Raw genomic sequence first — 18553 nt, 5'->3', positions numbered from 1 at the left:
AAATTATTAAATTTTTATTTCTTTTTTTCAATTGGTTTAGCTCCTTTTGGAGGCATTGGGCCTCTTAAATGAATAATTAAACCGTTTAAAAAGTTGCGTAAAAATTGATCTCCACATTCCATATATTTTGGATGATCTTCACTTCTAAAAATGGCACCGAGTTCACTTTTACTAACTTTAAAATCAACCAATTCACAAATTTTTATAATATCAGTATCTCTTAATTTATGAGCTACACGCAATTTTTTAAAAACGTCATTATTAGATAATCCCATATTTTATTGATTTATTAAGTTATTTAAAGTTTTAAAATTATATAGAAATACCAAAACCTATATTAAATAACAAATATCCGTTTTCGTTTAAACCAGGAATATCACTAGGGACATCAACATAATCTGTTTTAGTAATACCCGTACCACTTTCGGTTCCAGTTATTTCAATTTGTTGGGGAATATCACCAAAACCATATCCTGCTTCAATTCTAAAATAAAATTTACTACCTAATTTAGCTCCAAGTTTTGCATTTAATGTACTCACTGAAATATTTCCTTCTGCTTTTCCGTCATATTGAGTGCCATTAATTGTTTCTGCATCGGTATAGTTTCCATCTAGATTTAGTTTTCCATACGATAAAGATGAATACAAACCTTTGCCACTACTTTTAAAATAGATGTTTGTACCTGCTTCAAAATATTTCAATGCAATTTTTGATTCATCTTCCTTAATTGTAAAACCAGAATAATCTATAAAAAGAGCTATTCTATTATTTAAAATAGGAGTCACAAACTCTAAGTTTCCACCTAATACGTTTGGCGTACCAATTTTTACTCCAATCCTAAAAGGATTGATGTCTTTTTTTTCTTGGGCAATTGTAATTGTGCAAAATAAAAGCAATAAAATAAAACTAATTTTTTTCATCATAGTAGTTTTTAGTTAGTAGTGTCAAAAGTAAAAAATTATTTTATAATTTAAATCAAATCTTTTCTTGTTTAAGTTCTAATTGCATTTGTTTTACGGTTTGTGTACTTAAATCATGGCTCCAACCAGGAGGGCCAAATGTATACATAAATTTATGCATCCAATTTTTAGATTTTTTTGTATCATTCCAAATATCTTTGTATTCATGAGTAAGAATTACCCACGGATTATAAGAATTTGGTGCATGGGTTACTCCATACTGAACATCAACAGAATCATCTAATTCTTTCCAAGTACCAAATATTTTATCGAATATATTTAAAAAACCTCCATGATTTTTATCCATATATTCTACATTTTTTGCGTGGTGAACTTGGTGCATTGTATGCGTATTAAATATTTTCTCGAGAAAGCCCATTTTTGGAATATAAACTGAATGTAATTGAAATTGCCATAATGCTTCGATTCCTAAACAAACAACTACCATTTCGGGTCTAAAACCTAAAGCAGGTAACCACATATAAAATAAAGGTTTGTATAAAATTGTAAACCATCCATTACGCACTGCCGTACCTAAATTAAAATTATCTGATGAATGGTGTACAATATGTGCAGCCCATAAAAAGCGTACCATATGGTTTTGTCTGTGAAACCAGTAATACGTAAAGTCATCTAAGATCTGACAAGCTATCCAGATATACCAAGCGTATCCAAAAGATTCCCATCCTAAAATATTAGTACGAATTCCGTTAATTTCAGGATTAAAAAGTTCAAAAGTGAAATTGAAAATTACAATTGCAGAAATGGTTTTTATTAAAGGAGCAATTACTGCTGATCCAATTCCCATAAATAAACTAGCTCCTAAATCTTTCCATTCATATAAGTTTTTTTTATCGTGACTTTTGCTATAAGTAAGTTCAAGTAAAATTAGTGCTAAGAAGCAAGGAACTCCATACACTAATGGGTTGGTGAAATCCATTTGTTGGTTTTAAATTTTAAAAAGGGGAATATAGGCATATTTTTAATAAACCTTTTACTATTTACTACTTAAAACCTTTTTACTTAAAATTTATTTTGTGAAAATTAATTTAATTGCAACAATCAACATAAAAACTCCAAAAATTCTTTTAAGCATTCGTTGATCAATTTGCAGTGCTATTTTAGAGCCAATAAAGCCACCTATTATAAATAAGGCAGAAACAATTACAGCAACTCTCCAGTCTATATTACCACCGTCTCCAGTAGTATGGTAATTATAAACTGCTAAAAAAGTTACAGGAGGTAACATTACGGCCAAACTTAAGCCTTGTGCATTGTGTTGTGTTAAGCCTAAAAATAAAACAAATAGCGGTACCATTATAATTCCACCCCCAACACCAACTAAACCACTTAAAATTCCTGCTAGTAAACCAATAATAATTAAGGTAATAATTGTAGTTAAAGTCATTTTCATATTAGATTTCTGAAGGAATTTTAATTTGATACAATTTTCGTGATTTGTTGTTCAATTTATTTTCACGTAACCAAGGATTGTGTATTTTTAGAATATTATAATTTATTCCTAAATTCTTTGAAAAGAGGGCAATATCTGTTATAGCTGTATCAACTTCTATAAATCGGGTTGGTTTTAAATAATATAAATCTTCATCTTCAAAAATAAATCCATACTTAGTTGGATTGGATAATATTTCTTTTACGGCAACAATTCTAGGTAAATATCTTTTTGTTTCTTCATTTAAAAGTAAATCATAATAATCGGTTACTTTTTGAGCATCAATTTTTCTAGATATACCTGCATTTCCGGCATTATAGGCTGCTGCTGCCATAGTCCAATTTCCAAAACGTTCTTTAGCAGCATTTAAATAATTACAGGCTACTTGTGTTGCTTTTTCTAAATGATAGCGTTCATCAACATTAGAATTTACTTCCAATCCGTTTTCCCTAGCAGTGCCACTCATTATTTGCCAAAACCCTTTTGCTCCAGCTGGTGAAGTTACATTCTGCAAACCACTTTCAATAACTGCTAAATATTTAAAATCGTCTGGAACACCATTTTTTTTCAAAATTGGTTCAATAATTGGGAAGTATTTATTGGCTCTTTTAAATAAAAGTAATCCGTTAGACTGCCAATAAGTATTTACCAATAATTCACGATCTATACGTTCTCTAATATCGGCTTTTTCTAAGGGGATTTTTTCACCGGCAAAATTTAAATTTGAGGGTATTTTTAATGCTTTTATTTGATAGGTTTCACTTGTGTTTTTATCACTTTCGTTGAGTGTAGTTTTTACCTTTTCTTCATTTTCACTATTATTTTTTGTAGCAAAAATTAATAATGAACTCACCATAATTATGGTAATTAAGCTTAAAATTTTAATAGTATTTTTCATAATAGCATTTATTAAACATTTTCTTAATGTACAAATTTATTTGAATTGGCAATAAAAAATTAAGATTTTAACAATTAATTTAAGACCTGTGTAATTATTTTACTAATAGTGTTCGCTTTATTTAAAATCATAACATGCGTACCTTTATCAATAGAAATACAATTTTTTATGTGTTTAATTGGGAAAACGTGGTCTTCAGTTCCGTGGATATGAATAATATTTTTTAAAGTTTTTTTCTGTTTCCAATGTAGCACATTGTAAATGGCCCAATTTAAGTAGTTGGAATTTCTAACCGACAAATATTCTTTATATAATTTTACACGTTTTTTAGCAAAATCACCAAATGCGTATTTTGAGAAATCTTCAATATTATTTATGGATTTGGATGGAAACAATTTATAAACCCATGTTTTTTGAATAACCTTTAAGCGTTTTGGTAATTCATTTCTGTTTTTAACACTAGAAATTAAAATTATTTTTTTTGCGTTTAAGTGTTTACTCATTTCCTGAACCATAATGCCACCAAAAGACACTCCAATTAAAACAGGATTTTCTTCACGAACTAATTGAGCCATTCTTTTTGCGTAATCCTCAATTTTTTCGTTTTCAGATAAGGGCATTAACCATTCTAAAAAATGAAGTTCAAAGGTTTCTTTTGGTAATTTTAAGTATTCAAAAATTTTTGAACTTGCAGCTAAGCCAGGAACAAAATAAATATGTGTTTTACTATTCATTATGGATGGATCATACCTAAAACAATGGGTTTTAAACCACTAAAGAAAAATTCAACTGCAATTACCATAACTATTAATCCCATTAAACGCATCATTACTTTATTACCAGTTGAACCAAGTTTGTCTGTAATTTTACTTGCTCCAACTAAAATTAAATACGTTAGTAATAATACAAAAGCAATAACAGTAATTAAAACTGTTTTTTGTGAAATTGTTCCTGCATCTTCCATTAAAATAATGGCATTTGTAATAGCTCCAGGACCACAAATCATAGGAATTGCTAATGGAGTAATAGAAATATCTTCAATATACGCATCAATTTTTTCTTCGTTATCTGCATGTTTTATATTTCCTAACCTAGCTTGTAGCATATCCCAACCCATAGCAAAGAAAATAACACCACCAACTATTCTAAAACTATTAACAGAAATACCAAAGAAATCGAATAAAATTTGACCTGAAAAAGCGAAAGCTAAAATGGTAAAAAACGCCACTAAAGTTGCTTTTTTAGCAGTTTGTTTTCTACGTTGCTTATCTAATGTTGAGGTCATTGACATAAATATAGGCATAGTTCCTAAAGGATTTATCAACGTAAAAAATGATGTAAATACCAGAAGTCCGTATGTATATAATTCAGTCATTTGCGTTTTTTAAGTTATTGAACAAAAGTAGGAACTTTAATCCAATCAAAGCGCACAATTCCATCTTCATCTATAGTTGTTAATTTAATAGGGTGCAATGTATTTACCAAGTCAGGATTCCAAGGCGTTTTTACTTTTACATAATTTTCTGTAAAGCCATGAATATAACCTTCTTTATTTTCACTTTCAAAAAGCACCGTTAATTCATTTCCTAATTGACTTTCATAAAAAGCTCTCCGTTTTTTAACAGACAAACCTCTTAGCATTTTACTACGTTTAGCTCGTACATTTTTTGATACGATACCTTCCATTTCAGCAGCTTCTGTATTTGGCCTTTCAGAATATGTAAAAACGTGTAAATAAGAAATGTCCAATTCGTTTAAATAATTGTAAGTTTCTAAAAATAATTCATCAGTTTCACCCGGAAAACCAACAATTACATCAACACCAATACAAGCATTTGGCATTACTTTTTTAATTGCCGCAACTCTATTTGTATAAGTTTCTTTTAAGTAACGGCGTTTCATTAGTTTTAATAAAGAATCGCTTCCAGTTTGTAAAGGAATATGAAAATGCGGTACAAAACTGTTAGAGTTTGCCACAAATTCAATGGTTTCATTTTTCAATAAATTGGGTTCAATAGAAGAAATCCGTAAACGATGAATTCCTTCAACTTTATCTAATGCTTCTACCAATTCAAAAAACGTGTGTTCATGTTTTTTATTTCCAAATTCACCTTTACCGTAATCACCAATATTTACACCTGTAAGCACAATTTCTTTAATGCCTTTTTCTGAAATTTCTTTGGCATTTTTCAATACATTTTCTAATGCATCGCTCCTTGAAATTCCCCTGGCTAATGGAATTGTACAATAGGTACATTTATAATCGCAACCATCTTGAACTTTTAAAAAGGCACGGGTTCTATCTCCAATGGAATAAGAACCTACATAAAAATCAGCTTCTTCAATTTCACAGGAATGAATAGTTCCCATGTCGTTTTTTGAAAGGTCATTTATATAGTCCGTAACTTTAAATTTTTCAGTAGCACCCAACACCAAATCTACACCATCAACAGCGGCTAATTCTTCGGGTTTTAATTGTGCATAACAGCCAATAGCAATTAAAAAAGCTTTTTCATTTTTCTTTAAAGCAGCTTTTACAATAGATTTAAATCGTTTATCGGCATTATCGGTTACAGAACACGTGTTAATTACGTATATATCAGCTTTTTCCTCAAATTCAACACGTTTAAAACCTTCGTTTTGGAAGCTCCTTGAAATGGTTGAAGTTTCGGAAAAATTTAGTTTACACCCAAGTGTATAAAATGCGACTTTTTTTTGTGCGCTCATTCTTGTACATTTATCGAGTGCAAAAGTACAGAATTTTATTTTTATAATATGATTGCAAATACACCAAAACCACCCTATTACGCAGTTGTTTTTTCTGCCTTACGAACAGACATTGATGAGGGTTATTTGGAAACAGCTGAAAAAATGGAAGCATTGGCGAAACTTCAAAAAGGCTATTTAGGAATGGAATCGGCTAGAAATGATGTGGGAATTACAGTATCATATTGGGAAAGTTTAGAAGCTATTTTAAATTGGAAAAACAATGCAGAACACACATTGGCACGAGAAAAAGGAAGAACACTTTGGTATAAAAAATACCAGCTTAGAATTTGTAAAGTAGAGCGAGATTATGGGTTTGAAAAGTAGTATTTGCTTGTTGGCTGTTAGTTGGCTGTTGTTGGTTTCTTGTACTGATGAAGCAATTAAAAAAAGAGATTTACAGGTTTTTAGGTATAATGAACACGCAAATATTACAACTTTAGATCCTGCTTTTGCAAAAGATTTACGAACTATTTGGGTTACAAATCAATTATTTAATGGTTTGGTACAACTGGATGAAAAATTGGAAGTGCATCCAGATATTGCCAAATCTTGGACAATTTCAAATAAAGGAAAAACATACGAGTTCATATTAAAAAAAGGTATTAAATTTCATAAACATATTTTATTTGGTAAAGATTCTACACGAACGGTTACTGCTAATGATTTTGAATATAGTTTTAATAGATTAGTTGATCCAGAAGTTACTTCACCAGGAAAATGGGTATTAGAATTTGTTGAAAAATTTGAAGCTAAAAACGACAGTACTTTTGTGATTAATTTAAAGCAACCGTTTCCACCGTTTTTAAGTTTAATGAGTATGAAATATTGTTCGGTTATTCCAAAAGAAGCAGTGGAATATTTTGGAGATAAATTTAGAGCAAACCCAATAGGTACCGGACCTTTTCAGTTTAAATTGTGGGTTGAAAATACCAAATTGGTTTTTCGTAAAAACCATAGTTATTATGAAAAAGATGAAAATGGACAAAATTTACCTTATTTAGAAGCTGTGGCTATTACTTTTTTGCCAGATAAACAAAGTGAATTTTTGCAATTTGTACAAGGTAATATTGATTTTATGAGCAGTATTGATGCGTCTTTTAAAGATGATTTATTAACAACAGATGGAAAGCTTAAAGAGCATTACCAGGATAAAATAAATATGATTAGTAGCCCTTATTTAAATACAGAGTATTTAGGTATTTATTTAGATGCAGCAGAAAAAGAAGTACATGCTATTAAAATTAGAAAAGCACTAAATTATGGTTTTAACCGTGAAAAAATGATTCTGTATTTACGAAACGGCATTGGAACTCCAGCAGTTAATGGTTTTATTCCTAAAGGATTGCCTAGTTTTAATGAAATGAAAGGTTATACATACCAACCTGAAAAGGCCAAACAATTAGTTCAGGAATATATAGAAGAAACTGGAAATTTAAATCCGTCAGTTACTATAAGCACCAACAGTCAATATTTAGATTTGTGTGAATATATTCAGCGAGAGGTTGAAAAAACAGGATTAAATGTAAACATTGATGTAATGCCTCCATCAACATTAAGACAAACAAAGGTTCAAGGTAAATTAAGTATTTTTAGAGGAAGTTGGGTAGCAGATTATCCCGATGCTGAAAATTATTTGTTTATTTTTCATAGTAAGAATTTTTCACCGAATGGACCCAATTATACGCATTATAGTTCCAAAGAATTTGATAGTTTGTATGAACATTCAATTACAATAACAAATAATAAAGAACGACATAAACTATACCAGAAAATGGATAGTTTGGTTATGGAGTCTGCCGCAGTAATTCCTTTGTATTATGATGAGGTGGTACGGTTTACACAAAAAAATGTTAAAGGTTTAGGTATAAACCCTGTTAATTTGTTGGATTTAAAAAAGGTTAAGAAGGAATAAGTTCAACTTTAAAAATATCTGATTCTTTAGAAATATTAAATAATTCTTTTGCGAGCATTTCACCTCCAGTATATGGATACGCAGTAATTGGCTCAATACACAGCATATTTTTAACAGGTGTCCATAACATAAAATTATTAAAACCTCTAGTTTTGATCTTAATATTGAACCCCGTTTTTTTAAGCAATGAAATTTCAGAGGTATTTAAAACGGGGTATGCTGTATCACCACCTTCCATAATTTCTGGTATGGTAACTTCTTTTGTTTCAGTTTTTACAAGTTCATCTAAATTACCGTTTAGCATAAATGCAGGATGATATCCCAACATAAAAGGCATTCCTTTTTCTGCGATAACTTCAAAAGTAATTTTTAATGATGTATTTGTTAGCTCAAAACTTTTTTTGAATGAAAAATTATAAGGCCAAGAAAGTAACCTGGCAGAAGATTTCTCAGGATATTTTGAATTTTCAACGGCAGTATATGCTGTATATTTTTTTATAAAAGTGCAAGAGTTTTCTGTTTGATTTTTAGCAGTATAATGTAATTCTCTTAAAAGCCCATGCTGATCTTGGCTGTAATTTCCTTTTGGAGTTACTACACTAAAATTGTTGGCTTCAGTTGGGCCAATAATTGGAAACATTTCTGTATCAGAATTTCTCCAACCCGGGTTTCCTTTTTGGTGCATTAATTCTTCTCCATTTTTTTGGTAACTGATTAATTCACCTTTTTCAATTTTTACAATAGAATTTTTATCTGTGCTTATTAAAATCATTTATTTTTAGTTAAGTTAGAAGTTAAGAAATCGAAAATTCAGGGTGATGAGAATTTATTTATTATTTTCAACAATATAATTCATCATTTTTGTTACTAAATGAACTCTATCAACACCTCGTACATTATGTTCATGCATTGGATAAGTGAAAAAATCTATTTGTGTTTTTTGTTTTACAGCTTCTTGTAATAAAGTCATGCTATGTTGTGGAACTACAACAGGATCCACACTTCCGTGAATAATTAACATTTTACCATCTAAATCTTTAATATAATTGGCGACTTTTGTTTTTTCATAACCTTCAGGGTTTTCTTGTGGTGTATCCATATAACGTTCACCATACATTACTTCGTAATATTTCCAATCTATAACGGGTCCGCCTGCAACAGCTGTAGTAAATACACCAGGATTACGCAACATTAAACTAGTTGTCATAAAACCACCATAACTCCAGCCATTTACTGCAATTCTGTTACTATCCACATAGTTTAAAGATTTTAAATAATCAACACCTGTTAATTGATCTTCAATTTCAGCATCACCTAAATTACGGTGAATAATACTTTCAAAGGCAAAACCTCTGTTTGCAGATCCTCTATTGTCTAAAGTAAAAATAATATAGTCTTCTAAAGTTGAAAAAGCAGTCATCCAAAGGCTAGCTCCTCCCAACCAGGAGTTTGTAACCATTTGAGCATGTGGCCCACCATACACATAAATTAAAACTGGGTATTTTTTTGAAGCATCAAAGTTAGCAGGTTTAATTATGCGTGTGTATAAATCCGTTCCATCATTCCCTTTTAAAGTTACAAATTCAGTTGTACCTAAATTGTACTCTTTTAATGGATTTTCAGCTGTATAAATAACAGTAGATTTACCTTTTTTTGTAGTTATAATACTTGTTTTTCTTGGCGTATTTAAGTTGCTGTAACTATCAATTAAATAAGTTCCATTGGAACTTAATTGTGTATAATGAGTTCCATTTTCTGCAGTTAGTTTGGTGTATTTACCCGTTTTTAAATTTACTTTAAAAGTATGAGATTCTCTGGCATCAACCCCTGTTCCTGTAATAAATACATTTTTTGCTGAAGCGTCAAAACCTAAGATTTCAGTAACAACCCAATTAAATTTTGTTAATTGTTTTACCAATTTACCTTCGGTTGTATATTGGTACAAATTCATAAAACCACCTCGTTCACTAAACCATAAAAAGTTTGTGGTGCTTTTTGGTAAAAACACAGCATCAAATTCTGGTTCAGTCCATTTATCGCTGGTTTCTTCAAATAAAGTAGTTACTTTTTTACCGGTTTCAACACTATAACTGTTGTACCAAACGTGATTTTGACCCCTGTTGATTTCAGCAACTAACACATGTTTTTCATCTGGAGTCCACGATAAATTTGTTAAATAATGTTCATCTGAAGTATCAATATCAAGGTAAATTGTGGATTGTGTTTTTAAATTAAAAATACCAATTTTAGCCATTTCACTCCCTTGGCCTGCCATTGGGTATTTTATATTTTTTAAAGTAGCAGGGTAGGTGTTAATATCAACCAATGGATAATCGCTAACGTTAGTTTCATCTTTTTGATAAAAAGCTAAATAATTTCCTTCAGGACTCCAAAAAGTACCTTTTACTATCCCAAATTCACTTCTGTGAATGGCTTGCCCGGAAACTATATTTTTATCTTCAATTTTGGTAACTGCAATTTTTGGATTTGTAGCATTGGCAATAAATAAATTATTGTCTATTGTATAAGCAATTGCTTTTGCTTTGGAATTAAATTCACTGTTATTAGCATGTTCATCAAAAGTAATTGTATTGCTTTTTGAGTTTGTTATATAATTGAATACTTCTATTGAATTTCCGTTTCTAAAAGTTAAAGAAGATGAATTAATTTCTTGTAAACGTGGTAGTTTTTTTAGGGTAAGATATTGTTTTTGAAGTGCTTCTAAAGTAATTTTTTTTACAATTTTATTAGTTTTAGCATCCGTAAAAACGAATTCGTTTTCCTTTTGAAAAATATAATTAGTGGAATTTTCAACCCATTGTAGGCTTGTTAATGATGCAGGATATAGACCTTTATAATAGCCCAATACAGCATCTTCAATGGTTAATTCTTTTTGTTGTGAATATCCTAAAATAAATGTGCAAATAAATAAAAACGAAATTATTTTTTTCATTGGAAAATGGTATTTGTTATAAATGGTAAAGTTAATTATTTAAAGGATTTTTCAACTGATGTTTATCAGTTTGTTTCAAAATTTAGACGGGCCATAATAGGAAAATGATCAGAATATTTTACGTCATAAGTTTTGTAATTATTCACCTCAATTTTTTCATCAGTAAATATAAAATCTATTCTAAAAGGAAATTTATAATAAAACGTTGTTCCAAAACCTTTTCCTGCAATTTCAAAAGCATCATTTTTACCCTTTTTTAATTGATTATAAACCCAAGAGAAAGCATTGTTGTTAAAATCGCCGCAAATAATTGATTTGTGGTTAATTTTTTCTTGATGCTGTATAATTAATTTAGCTTGATTTGCTTGTTTTTTAAAGGCATTTTCGACTCTTAATTTTAATTTTTCAGAATTTTTTTGCGTTAAGGTTTCTTCTTTCGGATTGATTTTTAATGATTCTAAGTGAATATTATAAACTCTAATGGTATCGTTATTTTTAATTAAATCTACAAAAATTGCATTATTGCTACTGTTGGAAAAATTTAGAGAACCTGAATTTATAATTTTGTATTTTGAAAAAATTGCATGCCCAAAATTATTTTGATTGGTTCTTATCTTAACATATTTATACGGATAGTTAAGGTTTAGTTTTTTTGAAGGATGAAACTCTTGAATACATAAAATATCAGGTGATTTTTCTTTAATAAAATCAAATATTTTTTGATCAATGTTTTCTTCATCAATCCAATTATACAAGTTAAACATTCTCACATTATAACTCATTAATTTTGCATCTTCTGTAAGCAATACTTTTTTCTCTGATAAACTGTAAAATTTTGTAATATATTGATATCCAATTAGCAATACAATTGTTGAAAGTAAAAATTGTTTCTTTAATTTTAAAACCCAGTAAACAATAAAAATCAAATTGAGTATAATTGAAAAAGGAATTGTAAGGCTTAAGAATGAAAAGAATGCAAATATATTGGGTGAAATAAAATATCCTAAATATGAGACTAGTAGTAGTGTTGCCAAAAGGGAATTGACAAAAAATAATAATTTATCTAGTATTGATAATTTTTTCATTTCTTATTTTTTCCCAGCTCTAAATAAAAAATCTTTTTCTTCTTGGGTTAAACTTTCATAACCAGACTTACTTATTTTGTCTAAAATATCGTCAATTTTACGTTGTCTGGTTTTATTTACTTCATTTTTTGAAGTGCTGCTTTTAGATTTATAAACAGTTTTTAAGGGCGATTTCTTTTTTGGCTTAGCTAAATTTGTAAAGAAATTAACAATACTTTCAAACCATTTACCAATATCATTTCCTTTTTCTAATTGTTTTACGTAAATAAATCCAAAAATTGCCCCGCTTAAATGTGCAATTGCACCACCATTATCTGGATTTGCTAACTGCAAAATACTTAAAGCTACCCAAATTGCAGCTAAAACCCATAATTCAACACTACCAATAAAACGTAATTGCAAAGAATATCGAGGTATTTTAGTGGCAATAGCAACAAAAATTGTAGTAACTGCAGCTGAAGCTCCGCCTAATGGAGCACCACTTTTAGTTGCAATATAATTGTAGGTTAAAAAAACAATTGCACCAACAATTGCACCTAAAAAATAAAAATTTAAAAATTGTTTTTTTGTGAAGAAATCTAAGAATAGATTTCCTATATAATAAAGAATTAAAAGATTAGATAATACATGAAATAACCTTTCGTGAACAAATGCATATGAAATTAATGTCCAAGGTTTATACAAAAAACTATCAAAACTTGTAGGTAAAGCAAGCCACTGAATACTAAATTTAGTAAATATAACGGTAACTAAAAATAAAAATACGTTTACGTAAATTATTTTTTCTACACTATTTGCCTTGTTAAAAGCCTGTTTTATGTCGTTTACTATATTCAATTTAATTCCAGCGTTTAAATTGGTTTTGTTTCCAATACCAAGCAATTAAAAATCCGATTAAGGCACCACCAACGTGTGCAAAATGAGCTACATTTCCAACAGAGTATTTTGTCATTCCAAAGAATAAATCTCCCAAAATTATAGCAGGAATAAAATACTTTGCTGAAATTGGAACAGGGAAAAATATCAATGCTAATTTAGCATTTGGAAAACTAAGTCCAAACGCAACTAAAATTCCGTATATGGCACCTGATGCTCCAACAGCAGGTGTATGGTAGGTTGCGTAAAACTCATTTAATTTTGCTTCTGAAACTGTTTCCAAAATTAGATTGTTGTAGCTTCCAGTTGTTAAAATATTTTGAATCTCACCCGTTGACAAGCCAATATTTATAAGCTGATTGTAAACACCATTAAACTGGTAATAATTTACCAATGTATAAATAACCCCTGCACCTAAACCTGCAGAAAGGTAAAAAAACAGAAATTTATTTCTTCCCCACATTTGCTCCAAAGGAGTTCCAAATGCCCATAAACCATACATATTAAATAAGATATGTGAAAAGCCACCATGCATAAACATATGTGTAGCAAATTGCCAAAACCCAAATTTTGGATTTTCTGGAAAATAAAGAGCAAACATACTTTGCAAATCAAAACCTTGAATAAGTTGAGGTGCAATAAATAAAATAACATTTATTATTATAAGGTGCTTAACAGCTTCGGTAATTCTTCCCATAATTTTAATTAGAATACAAATTAATAATTGTTAAACTTTTTATCAATTTCATCAATATTTATTGTTACAAAGGTAGTTTTTCCAAACGGAGATAAATCAGGTTGTTTACAAGAAAATAGTTTATTTACCAATTCTTCTTGTTCCTTTAAATCTAATTTACTACCTGTTTTTATAGCTAAACTTTTAGCCAAACTTTTAGCCATAATATCTAACTGACTAAAACTTGCATCCGGAATATCATTTTTAATATCTTCTAATAATTGTTCTATTATTATTGTTATTTGGCTTTCTGTAATATTTACAGGTATTCCTTTAACCACAATAGTATCATCTAAAATACTATCAAATAAAAAACCAACACTTTCTAAATCTTCTTTAATTTCTTTTATTAATGAAATATCAGATTTACTAAAAGAAATTTCTAAAGGAAACAATAATTGTTGACTCATTGCTTCTTTAACGGTAATATTTTCTAAAAATTCTTCATACAATACACGTTGATGTGCTAAATGCTGATTGATATAAACAATACCAGATTTTATACTACTTACTATGTATTTATTATGAATTTGATAGGTTTTACTATTTGGTTTTTCTTCTGAAAATAATGAAGTATTTACAGTTTCCGATTCAACTTCAATATTTTGAATGTCTAAACCGGTATATAAACTTTCCCATTGTGCAGTTTTTTCACGTTTATAAGGAAATTGTATTGATCGCTGTTCTTCGCTTTTAAAAGGGTTAAAATTTGGATCTACTTGTACTCTTGGAGTAGTAGATTTTTTATCTTTATAACCATATGGAGTATCAAATGATGCACTCCTTTCAAAATCAAGCACAGGGGCAACATTATATTGTCCTAAACTATGTTTTATTGTGGAGCGTAAAATTGCGTACAAGGTTTTTTCATCGTCAAATTTAATTTCAGTTTTGGTTGGATGAATGTTTATATCTATACTTTTTGTTGGAACTTTCAGAAATAAAAAATAGGTAGGATAATAGCCTCCAGAAAGTAAACTTTCAAATGCACTTGTAACAGCATGATTTAAATATGCATTTTTAATAAACCGATCATTTACAAAAAAGAATTGTTCTCCTCTTTTTTTCTTAGCAAATTCTGGTTTTGTTACAAATCCGTTTATTTCTACAACATCAGTTACTTCTTTTATTGGCACTAATTTTTCATTTGTTTTTTTACCTAAAATAGCTACTATTCGTTGACGTAAATTACTTGAGATTAAATTGTAAATTTCATTTTCATTATGATAAAATGTAAATGAAATTTGTGGATGCGCTAAGGCCACACGTTGAAACTCATTTACAATATGACGTGTTTCAATAGTGTTAGATTTTAAAAAATTTCTTCGTGCAGGAATATTATAAAATAAATTTTTAACCGCAATTGAAGTTCCATTTGAAGTAGCAGTGTTTTCTTGAGAAATAATTGTACTTCCTTCAATTTTTATATAGGTACCTAAATCAGTTGCTGCTTGTTTTGTTTTTAAATCTACATGAGCAATAGCGGCTATTGAAGCCAATGCTTCTCCTCTAAAACCTTTGGTATGTAAATTAAATAAATCTTCAGCTTTTTTAATTTTGGAAGTTGCGTGGCGTTCAAAACTCAACCGCGCATCGGTTTGGCTCATTCCTTTGCCATTATCTATAACCTGAATTAAAATTTTACCAGCTTCTTTAATTATTAATTTAATATCAGTAGCATTGGCATCAATTGCATTTTCCAGTAATTCTTTTACAACAGATGCAGGCCGCTGAACGACTTCTCCTGCTGCAATTTGATTTGCAACGTGATCAGGTAAAAGCTGAATAATATCCGACATTAAAATAATTTGTGTAGTTCAAAAATATAGGCAACAATACCAACTAAAATAGCAATAATAATTGCCAATCTTAAGTTTGAAGCTTTATCAGTAGCACTTCTTTTATTTTTAACCCAATCGTTTTTTAAATTATTTTTTGATAAAGTAATTCTTGGTGCACCGTCATTATCTTCTTTATTACCGTGATATTTATCCTCTAATTTTTGCAAACGTTCTTTGCGCTCGTCATAATAACGAGGTTTATAGTCAAAAACATAATGCGAACGAGGTTTAAATAATTTACCAAACATAAATATATAAGTTATACAGTAATCCTCAAAAATACTGAATTATAAAGTTGTGGTCAAGTTTTTTAAAAAAGTAGCGTGTTAAAACTCTCTTAAAGCTGCCATTTTTATTGCTGCAATAGCGCTTTCTATACCTTTATTACCGTGTTTTCCACCAGAACGGTCTAGAGATTGTTGTTTGTTATTATCGGTTAAAACACAAAAAATTATAGGAACATCGTATTTAATATTCAAATCTTTTATGCCTTGCGTAACACCGTCACACACAAAATCAAAATGTTTTGTTTCACCTTGTATAACATTCCCAATAGCAATAATGGCATTCAATTTTTGAGTTTCAATCATTTTTTTACAACCGTAAATCAGCTCAAAACTACCTGGAACATCCCATTTTATAATGTTGCTTTCAGAAGCACCATTTTCTAACAGCGCTTGTTTTGCTCCTAAATATAAATTATCTGTAATGTCAGCGTTCCATTCAGAAACAACAATCCCAAATCGAAAATTTTTCGCATTTGGGATTGTAGCTTTATCGTAATAAGATAAATTAGTTGTTGCCATTACAACTTAGTTTTTAGATGCAAATTTCGCTTTATTAATATAAATATCAATATTTTTTGCTTCTTGTGAATTTGGATATTCTTTTTTAATTCTGTTAAAAAGTTCTAAGGCTTTATCGAATTTTTCTATGTCCATTGCAGTATTTGCTGCTTTAAACAAGTAAAGTGGAGTAGAAAAATTATTATCTCTTAAATTTGCTGCTTTTAAATAATAATCTAACGCATCTTCTGGTTGGTTGATATCAGCAAAAGCATCTCCAATTGCACCTTTTGCAGTTGGTCCTAACAATTCATCTTCAGAAGAAAAATCTTCCAAATAATTAATTGCTTCTTTATAATTTTTTAATTTTAAGTAAGAAATACCAGCATAATAATTAGCTAAATTTCCTGCTTTTGTACCGCTATATTCACTGGAAATATCTACAAAACCATATTTTCCATCAGCACCGTTTAAACCTAAAGTTAATAGTGAATCTACTGCTACAGAATTAGTTAATGCATCTTCAAAATAAGCTTTTGGAAAAGCTAATTCATCAGCAGCTACTTTTTCTTGAGGTCCTTTTACAAATTTCTGGTAAGCTAAATAACCTAAAATTGAAGCAACCACTAACCCTAAAATTATAAAAATAATTTTTTGGTGTTTTATTATAAACTGTTCTGATCTTGATGCAGTTTCATCTAAGGTATTAAATACTTCAGCAGTTGTAGAATGATTCTCTACAGAATTTTGAGCTTTATTTGCTTTACTCCCTTTCTTTTTATATGTTGCCATTTGTTGTTAAATTTGTAGGCGCAAAAATAGAATTTTTAATTGGAAAGTAAAAATGCAATTGTGCCTAAATTTTCATTTATTTTGAATAATTTTAAAGTTTCATACAAATTAGATGCATTTACAAAAAATTACTTTAGTAAATTTTAAAAATTTCGAATCGCAAACCTTTGATTTTGAGGATAAAATTAATTGTTTTGTTGGTAATAATGGTGTTGGAAAAACCAATGTATTAGATGCAATTTATTATTTATCTTTTGCTAAAAGTTACTTTAATCCGGTTGCGGTTCAAAATATAAGGCATCAACAAGACTTTTTTATGATTCAAGGAGAGTATCAATTAGCTGAAAAATTAGATACTGTAATTTGTAGTTTAAAGCGTGGAAATAAAAAAGTGCTTAAAAGAAATGGTAAAGCTTATGAAAAATTTTCAGATCATATTGGCTATTTACCTTTAGTTATTATTTCTCCTGCTGACAGAGATTTAATTATTGAAGGAAGTGATACCCGAAGAAAATTTGTTGATAATGTAATATCGCAATCAGATAAAAATTACCTTTTAACAATATTAAAGTATAATAAAGTTTTAGCGCAACGAAACTCATTATTAAAATATTTTGCAGCAAACAGAACTTTTGATGCCATAAATTTGAAGGTTTATGATGAACAATTATTGAATTATGGGACTGTTATTTTTGAAAAAAGAACCGCTTTTTTAGAGGCATTTATTCCTATTTTTAAAAAAAGATATGAAGCCATTTCAAATAGTAAGGAACAAGTAAATATGTATTACAAAACACAGCTTCAAGATGAAGATTTACTTAAGTTATTTGAAAAAAATTTAGAACGAGATCGTGTTTTACAATATACCAGTGTTGGTGTGCATAAAGATGATTTAACCTTTGAAATTGACGGTTATCCTGTTAAGAAGTTTGGTTCTCAAGGTCAACAGAAATCATTCTTAATTGCCTTAAAATTAGCGCAATTCGATTTTATTAAGTCGCAATCAAACGTAAAACCAATTTTATTGTTGGATGATATTTTTGATAAATTAGACGATTCACGTGTTGAGCAATTAATTGGTTTGGTTAATAATGATTATTTTGGACAATTATTTATAAGTGATACGCACGAAGAACGTACAGAAGAAGTTGTAAAACGAACACAGCAATCCTATAAAATATTTAAATTATAATGGCTAAAAGACAAAACGAATTTTATTCAATTCAAGATTTAATGAAAGATGTAATAAAGGAGAATAAACTTACCAAGGGAATGCATCAATTGTCGGTTAAAGATGCTTGGGCAAAACTTATGGGAAATGGGGTTGTATCTTATACAAATAATATTGAATTACAAGGTAAAACGTTAATTGTAAAATTAAAATCTTCTGTATTACGCGAAGAATTGAGTTACGGAAAAGAGAAAATAATTAAAATGATGAATGAGGAATTAGGAGAGTCACTTATTTCAAAAATAGTATTGTGTTAATAAAA

21 protein-coding genes are annotated in these 18553 nt (G+C 29.3%); 4 read left to right on the top strand and 17 right to left on the bottom strand.

The window, feature by feature from the left end; translation table 11 throughout:
• Positions 1–14 precede the first annotated feature (14 nt).
• From BX611_RS14100 to mtaB, 8 genes are all read right to left on the bottom strand, one after another.
• Entirely contained in the window at positions 15–275 is a 261-nt protein-coding gene (locus tag BX611_RS14100) for a DUF1456 family protein (protein WP_115882496.1), read from the bottom strand.
• A gap of 37 nt (positions 276–312) precedes the next feature.
• Complete coding sequence (locus BX611_RS14095; RefSeq protein ID WP_115882494.1) at positions 313–921, bottom strand: hypothetical protein; 609 nt, start codon at positions 919–921, stop codon at positions 313–315.
• 55 nt (positions 922–976) lie between these two features.
• Positions 977–1900 (bottom strand): sterol desaturase family protein, encoded by a 924-nt coding sequence (locus BX611_RS14090; RefSeq protein WP_115882491.1) that lies wholly within the window; start codon positions 1898–1900, stop codon positions 977–979.
• Positions 1901–1990: 90 nt separating this feature from the next.
• On the bottom strand, positions 1991–2374 hold the full coding sequence (locus tag BX611_RS14085) for a sulfite exporter TauE/SafE family protein (protein ID WP_317047905.1): 384 nt from the start codon (positions 2372–2374) through the stop codon (positions 1991–1993).
• A 1-nt stretch (position 2375) separates the two neighbouring features.
• The gene (locus BX611_RS14080) at positions 2376–3311 is read right to left on the bottom strand and encodes a lytic transglycosylase domain-containing protein (RefSeq protein WP_115882489.1); all 936 of its coding nucleotides are present in this window, start codon (positions 3309–3311) and stop codon (positions 2376–2378) included.
• Between the two features lie 74 nt (positions 3312–3385).
• Positions 3386–4045, bottom strand: coding sequence for an alpha/beta hydrolase family protein (locus BX611_RS14075; RefSeq protein WP_115882487.1), 660 nt, complete (start codon positions 4043–4045; stop codon positions 3386–3388).
• A complete protein-coding gene (locus BX611_RS14070; protein WP_115882485.1) occupies positions 4045–4686 on the bottom strand; it encodes a MarC family protein in 642 nt (213 codons plus the stop codon). The genes BX611_RS14075 and BX611_RS14070 overlap by 1 nt, the downstream gene beginning before the upstream one ends.
• A 14-nt stretch (positions 4687–4700) precedes the next feature.
• On the bottom strand, positions 4701–6038 hold the full coding sequence (gene mtaB / locus BX611_RS14065) for a tRNA (N(6)-L-threonylcarbamoyladenosine(37)-C(2))-methylthiotransferase MtaB (RefSeq protein WP_115882483.1): 1338 nt from the start codon (positions 6036–6038) through the stop codon (positions 4701–4703).
• Positions 6039–6086: 48 nt separating this feature from the next.
• Between mtaB and BX611_RS14060 the strand changes: the two genes are divergently transcribed.
• Both BX611_RS14060 and BX611_RS14055 read left to right on the top strand, forming a co-directional pair.
• Positions 6087–6404 carry an antibiotic biosynthesis monooxygenase family protein gene (locus BX611_RS14060; protein ID WP_115882481.1) on the top strand — a complete coding sequence of 106 codons (318 nt, stop codon included), beginning with the start codon at positions 6087–6089 and terminating at the stop codon, positions 6402–6404.
• Positions 6388–7992: an ABC transporter substrate-binding protein gene (locus BX611_RS14055; protein WP_115882479.1), complete on the top strand. Its 1605-nt coding sequence runs from the start codon at positions 6388–6390 to the stop codon at positions 7990–7992. Before BX611_RS14060 ends, BX611_RS14055 begins: the two co-directional genes overlap by 17 nt.
• Here the strand turns inward: BX611_RS14055 and BX611_RS14050 are convergent.
• The 9 genes from BX611_RS14050 to BX611_RS14010 all read right to left on the bottom strand — a co-directional run bounded on the left by BX611_RS14050 (position 7979) and on the right by BX611_RS14010 (position 17060).
• A complete protein-coding gene (locus tag BX611_RS14050; protein ID WP_115882477.1) occupies positions 7979–8764 on the bottom strand; it encodes an aldose 1-epimerase in 786 nt (261 codons plus the stop codon). The genes BX611_RS14055 and BX611_RS14050 overlap by 14 nt on opposite strands.
• A gap of 54 nt (positions 8765–8818) precedes the next feature.
• A complete protein-coding gene (locus tag BX611_RS14045; RefSeq protein ID WP_115882475.1) occupies positions 8819–10945 on the bottom strand; it encodes a S9 family peptidase in 2127 nt (708 codons plus the stop codon).
• 65 nt (positions 10946–11010) lie between these two features.
• Positions 11011–12030, bottom strand: coding sequence for an endonuclease/exonuclease/phosphatase family protein (locus BX611_RS14040; protein ID WP_115882473.1), 1020 nt, complete (start codon positions 12028–12030; stop codon positions 11011–11013).
• Positions 12031–12033: 3 nt separating this feature from the next.
• Positions 12034–12867: a rhomboid family protein gene (locus BX611_RS14035; RefSeq protein ID WP_115882671.1), complete on the bottom strand. Its 834-nt coding sequence runs from the start codon at positions 12865–12867 to the stop codon at positions 12034–12036.
• Between the two features lies 1 nt (position 12868).
• The gene (locus tag BX611_RS14030) at positions 12869–13603 is read right to left on the bottom strand and encodes a rhomboid family intramembrane serine protease (protein WP_115882471.1); all 735 of its coding nucleotides are present in this window, start codon (positions 13601–13603) and stop codon (positions 12869–12871) included.
• Between the two features lie 20 nt (positions 13604–13623).
• A complete protein-coding gene (gene mutL, locus BX611_RS14025; RefSeq protein WP_115882469.1) occupies positions 13624–15441 on the bottom strand; it encodes a DNA mismatch repair endonuclease MutL in 1818 nt (605 codons plus the stop codon).
• A complete protein-coding gene (locus BX611_RS14020) occupies positions 15441–15731 on the bottom strand; it encodes a hypothetical protein (protein WP_115882467.1) in 291 nt (96 codons plus the stop codon). Before BX611_RS14020 ends, mutL begins: the two co-directional genes overlap by 1 nt.
• Before the next feature lie 78 nt (positions 15732–15809).
• The gene (gene ribH, locus BX611_RS14015; protein WP_115882465.1) at positions 15810–16289 is read right to left on the bottom strand and encodes a 6,7-dimethyl-8-ribityllumazine synthase; all 480 of its coding nucleotides are present in this window, start codon (positions 16287–16289) and stop codon (positions 15810–15812) included.
• A gap of 6 nt (positions 16290–16295) precedes the next feature.
• The gene (locus BX611_RS14010; protein ID WP_115882463.1) at positions 16296–17060 is read right to left on the bottom strand and encodes a tetratricopeptide repeat protein; all 765 of its coding nucleotides are present in this window, start codon (positions 17058–17060) and stop codon (positions 16296–16298) included.
• A gap of 112 nt (positions 17061–17172) precedes the next feature.
• On the opposite strand from BX611_RS14010, the gene recF reads away from it, so the two are divergent.
• Positions 17173–18252, top strand: a complete 1080-nt coding sequence (recF, locus tag BX611_RS14005; RefSeq protein WP_115882461.1) for a DNA replication/repair protein RecF — start codon at positions 17173–17175, stop codon at positions 18250–18252.
• Positions 18252–18548 (top strand): DUF721 domain-containing protein, encoded by a 297-nt coding sequence (locus BX611_RS14000; RefSeq protein ID WP_115882459.1) that lies wholly within the window; start codon positions 18252–18254, stop codon positions 18546–18548. The genes recF and BX611_RS14000 overlap by 1 nt, the downstream gene beginning before the upstream one ends.
• Positions 18549–18553 lie beyond the last annotated feature (5 nt).

It is taken from the genome of Lutibacter oceani, assembly GCF_003384935.1.
GTDB classification, from domain to species: domain Bacteria; phylum Bacteroidota; class Bacteroidia; order Flavobacteriales; family Flavobacteriaceae; genus Lutibacter; species Lutibacter oceani.
Note: the sequence above shows the minus strand (reverse complement) of the source record. Positions and strands in the feature narration are given on the sequence as shown.

Coding starts and splice junctions, on each gene's coding strand:
- BX611_RS14045 (WP_115882475.1), bottom strand. CDS start 10,945: ATGAAAAAAATAATTTCGTTTTTATTTATTTGCACATTTATTTTAGGA.
- BX611_RS14080 (WP_115882489.1), bottom strand. CDS start 3,311: ATGAAAAATACTATTAAAATTTTAAGCTTAATTACCATAATTATGGTG.
- BX611_RS14100 (WP_115882496.1), bottom strand. CDS start 275: ATGGGATTATCTAATAATGACGTTTTTAAAAAATTGCGTGTAGCTCAT.
- BX611_RS14090 (WP_115882491.1), bottom strand. CDS start 1,900: ATGGATTTCACCAACCCATTAGTGTATGGAGTTCCTTGCTTCTTAGCA.
- BX611_RS14020 (WP_115882467.1), bottom strand. CDS start 15,731: ATGTTTGGTAAATTATTTAAACCTCGTTCGCATTATGTTTTTGACTAT.
- BX611_RS14010 (WP_115882463.1), bottom strand. CDS start 17,060: ATGGCAACATATAAAAAGAAAGGGAGTAAAGCAAATAAAGCTCAAAAT.
- recF (WP_115882461.1), top strand. CDS start 17,173: ATGCATTTACAAAAAATTACTTTAGTAAATTTTAAAAATTTCGAATCG.
- BX611_RS14000 (WP_115882459.1), top strand. CDS start 18,252: ATGGCTAAAAGACAAAACGAATTTTATTCAATTCAAGATTTAATGAAA.
- BX611_RS14055 (WP_115882479.1), top strand. CDS start 6,388: ATGGGTTTGAAAAGTAGTATTTGCTTGTTGGCTGTTAGTTGGCTGTTG.
- BX611_RS14060 (WP_115882481.1), top strand. CDS start 6,087: ATGATTGCAAATACACCAAAACCACCCTATTACGCAGTTGTTTTTTCT.
- mtaB (WP_115882483.1), bottom strand. CDS start 6,038: ATGAGCGCACAAAAAAAAGTCGCATTTTATACACTTGGGTGTAAACTA.
- BX611_RS14095 (WP_115882494.1), bottom strand. CDS start 921: ATGAAAAAAATTAGTTTTATTTTATTGCTTTTATTTTGCACAATTACA.
- mutL (WP_115882469.1), bottom strand. CDS start 15,441: ATGTCGGATATTATTCAGCTTTTACCTGATCACGTTGCAAATCAAATT.
- ribH (WP_115882465.1), bottom strand. CDS start 16,289: ATGGCAACAACTAATTTATCTTATTACGATAAAGCTACAATCCCAAAT.
- BX611_RS14040 (WP_115882473.1), bottom strand. CDS start 12,030: ATGAAAAAATTATCAATACTAGATAAATTATTATTTTTTGTCAATTCC.
- BX611_RS14070 (WP_115882485.1), bottom strand. CDS start 4,686: ATGACTGAATTATATACATACGGACTTCTGGTATTTACATCATTTTTT.
- BX611_RS14050 (WP_115882477.1), bottom strand. CDS start 8,764: ATGATTTTAATAAGCACAGATAAAAATTCTATTGTAAAAATTGAAAAA.
- BX611_RS14075 (WP_115882487.1), bottom strand. CDS start 4,045: ATGAATAGTAAAACACATATTTATTTTGTTCCTGGCTTAGCTGCAAGT.
- BX611_RS14085 (WP_317047905.1), bottom strand. CDS start 2,374: ATGAAAATGACTTTAACTACAATTATTACCTTAATTATTATTGGTTTA.
- BX611_RS14030 (WP_115882471.1), bottom strand. CDS start 13,603: ATGGGAAGAATTACCGAAGCTGTTAAGCACCTTATAATAATAAATGTT.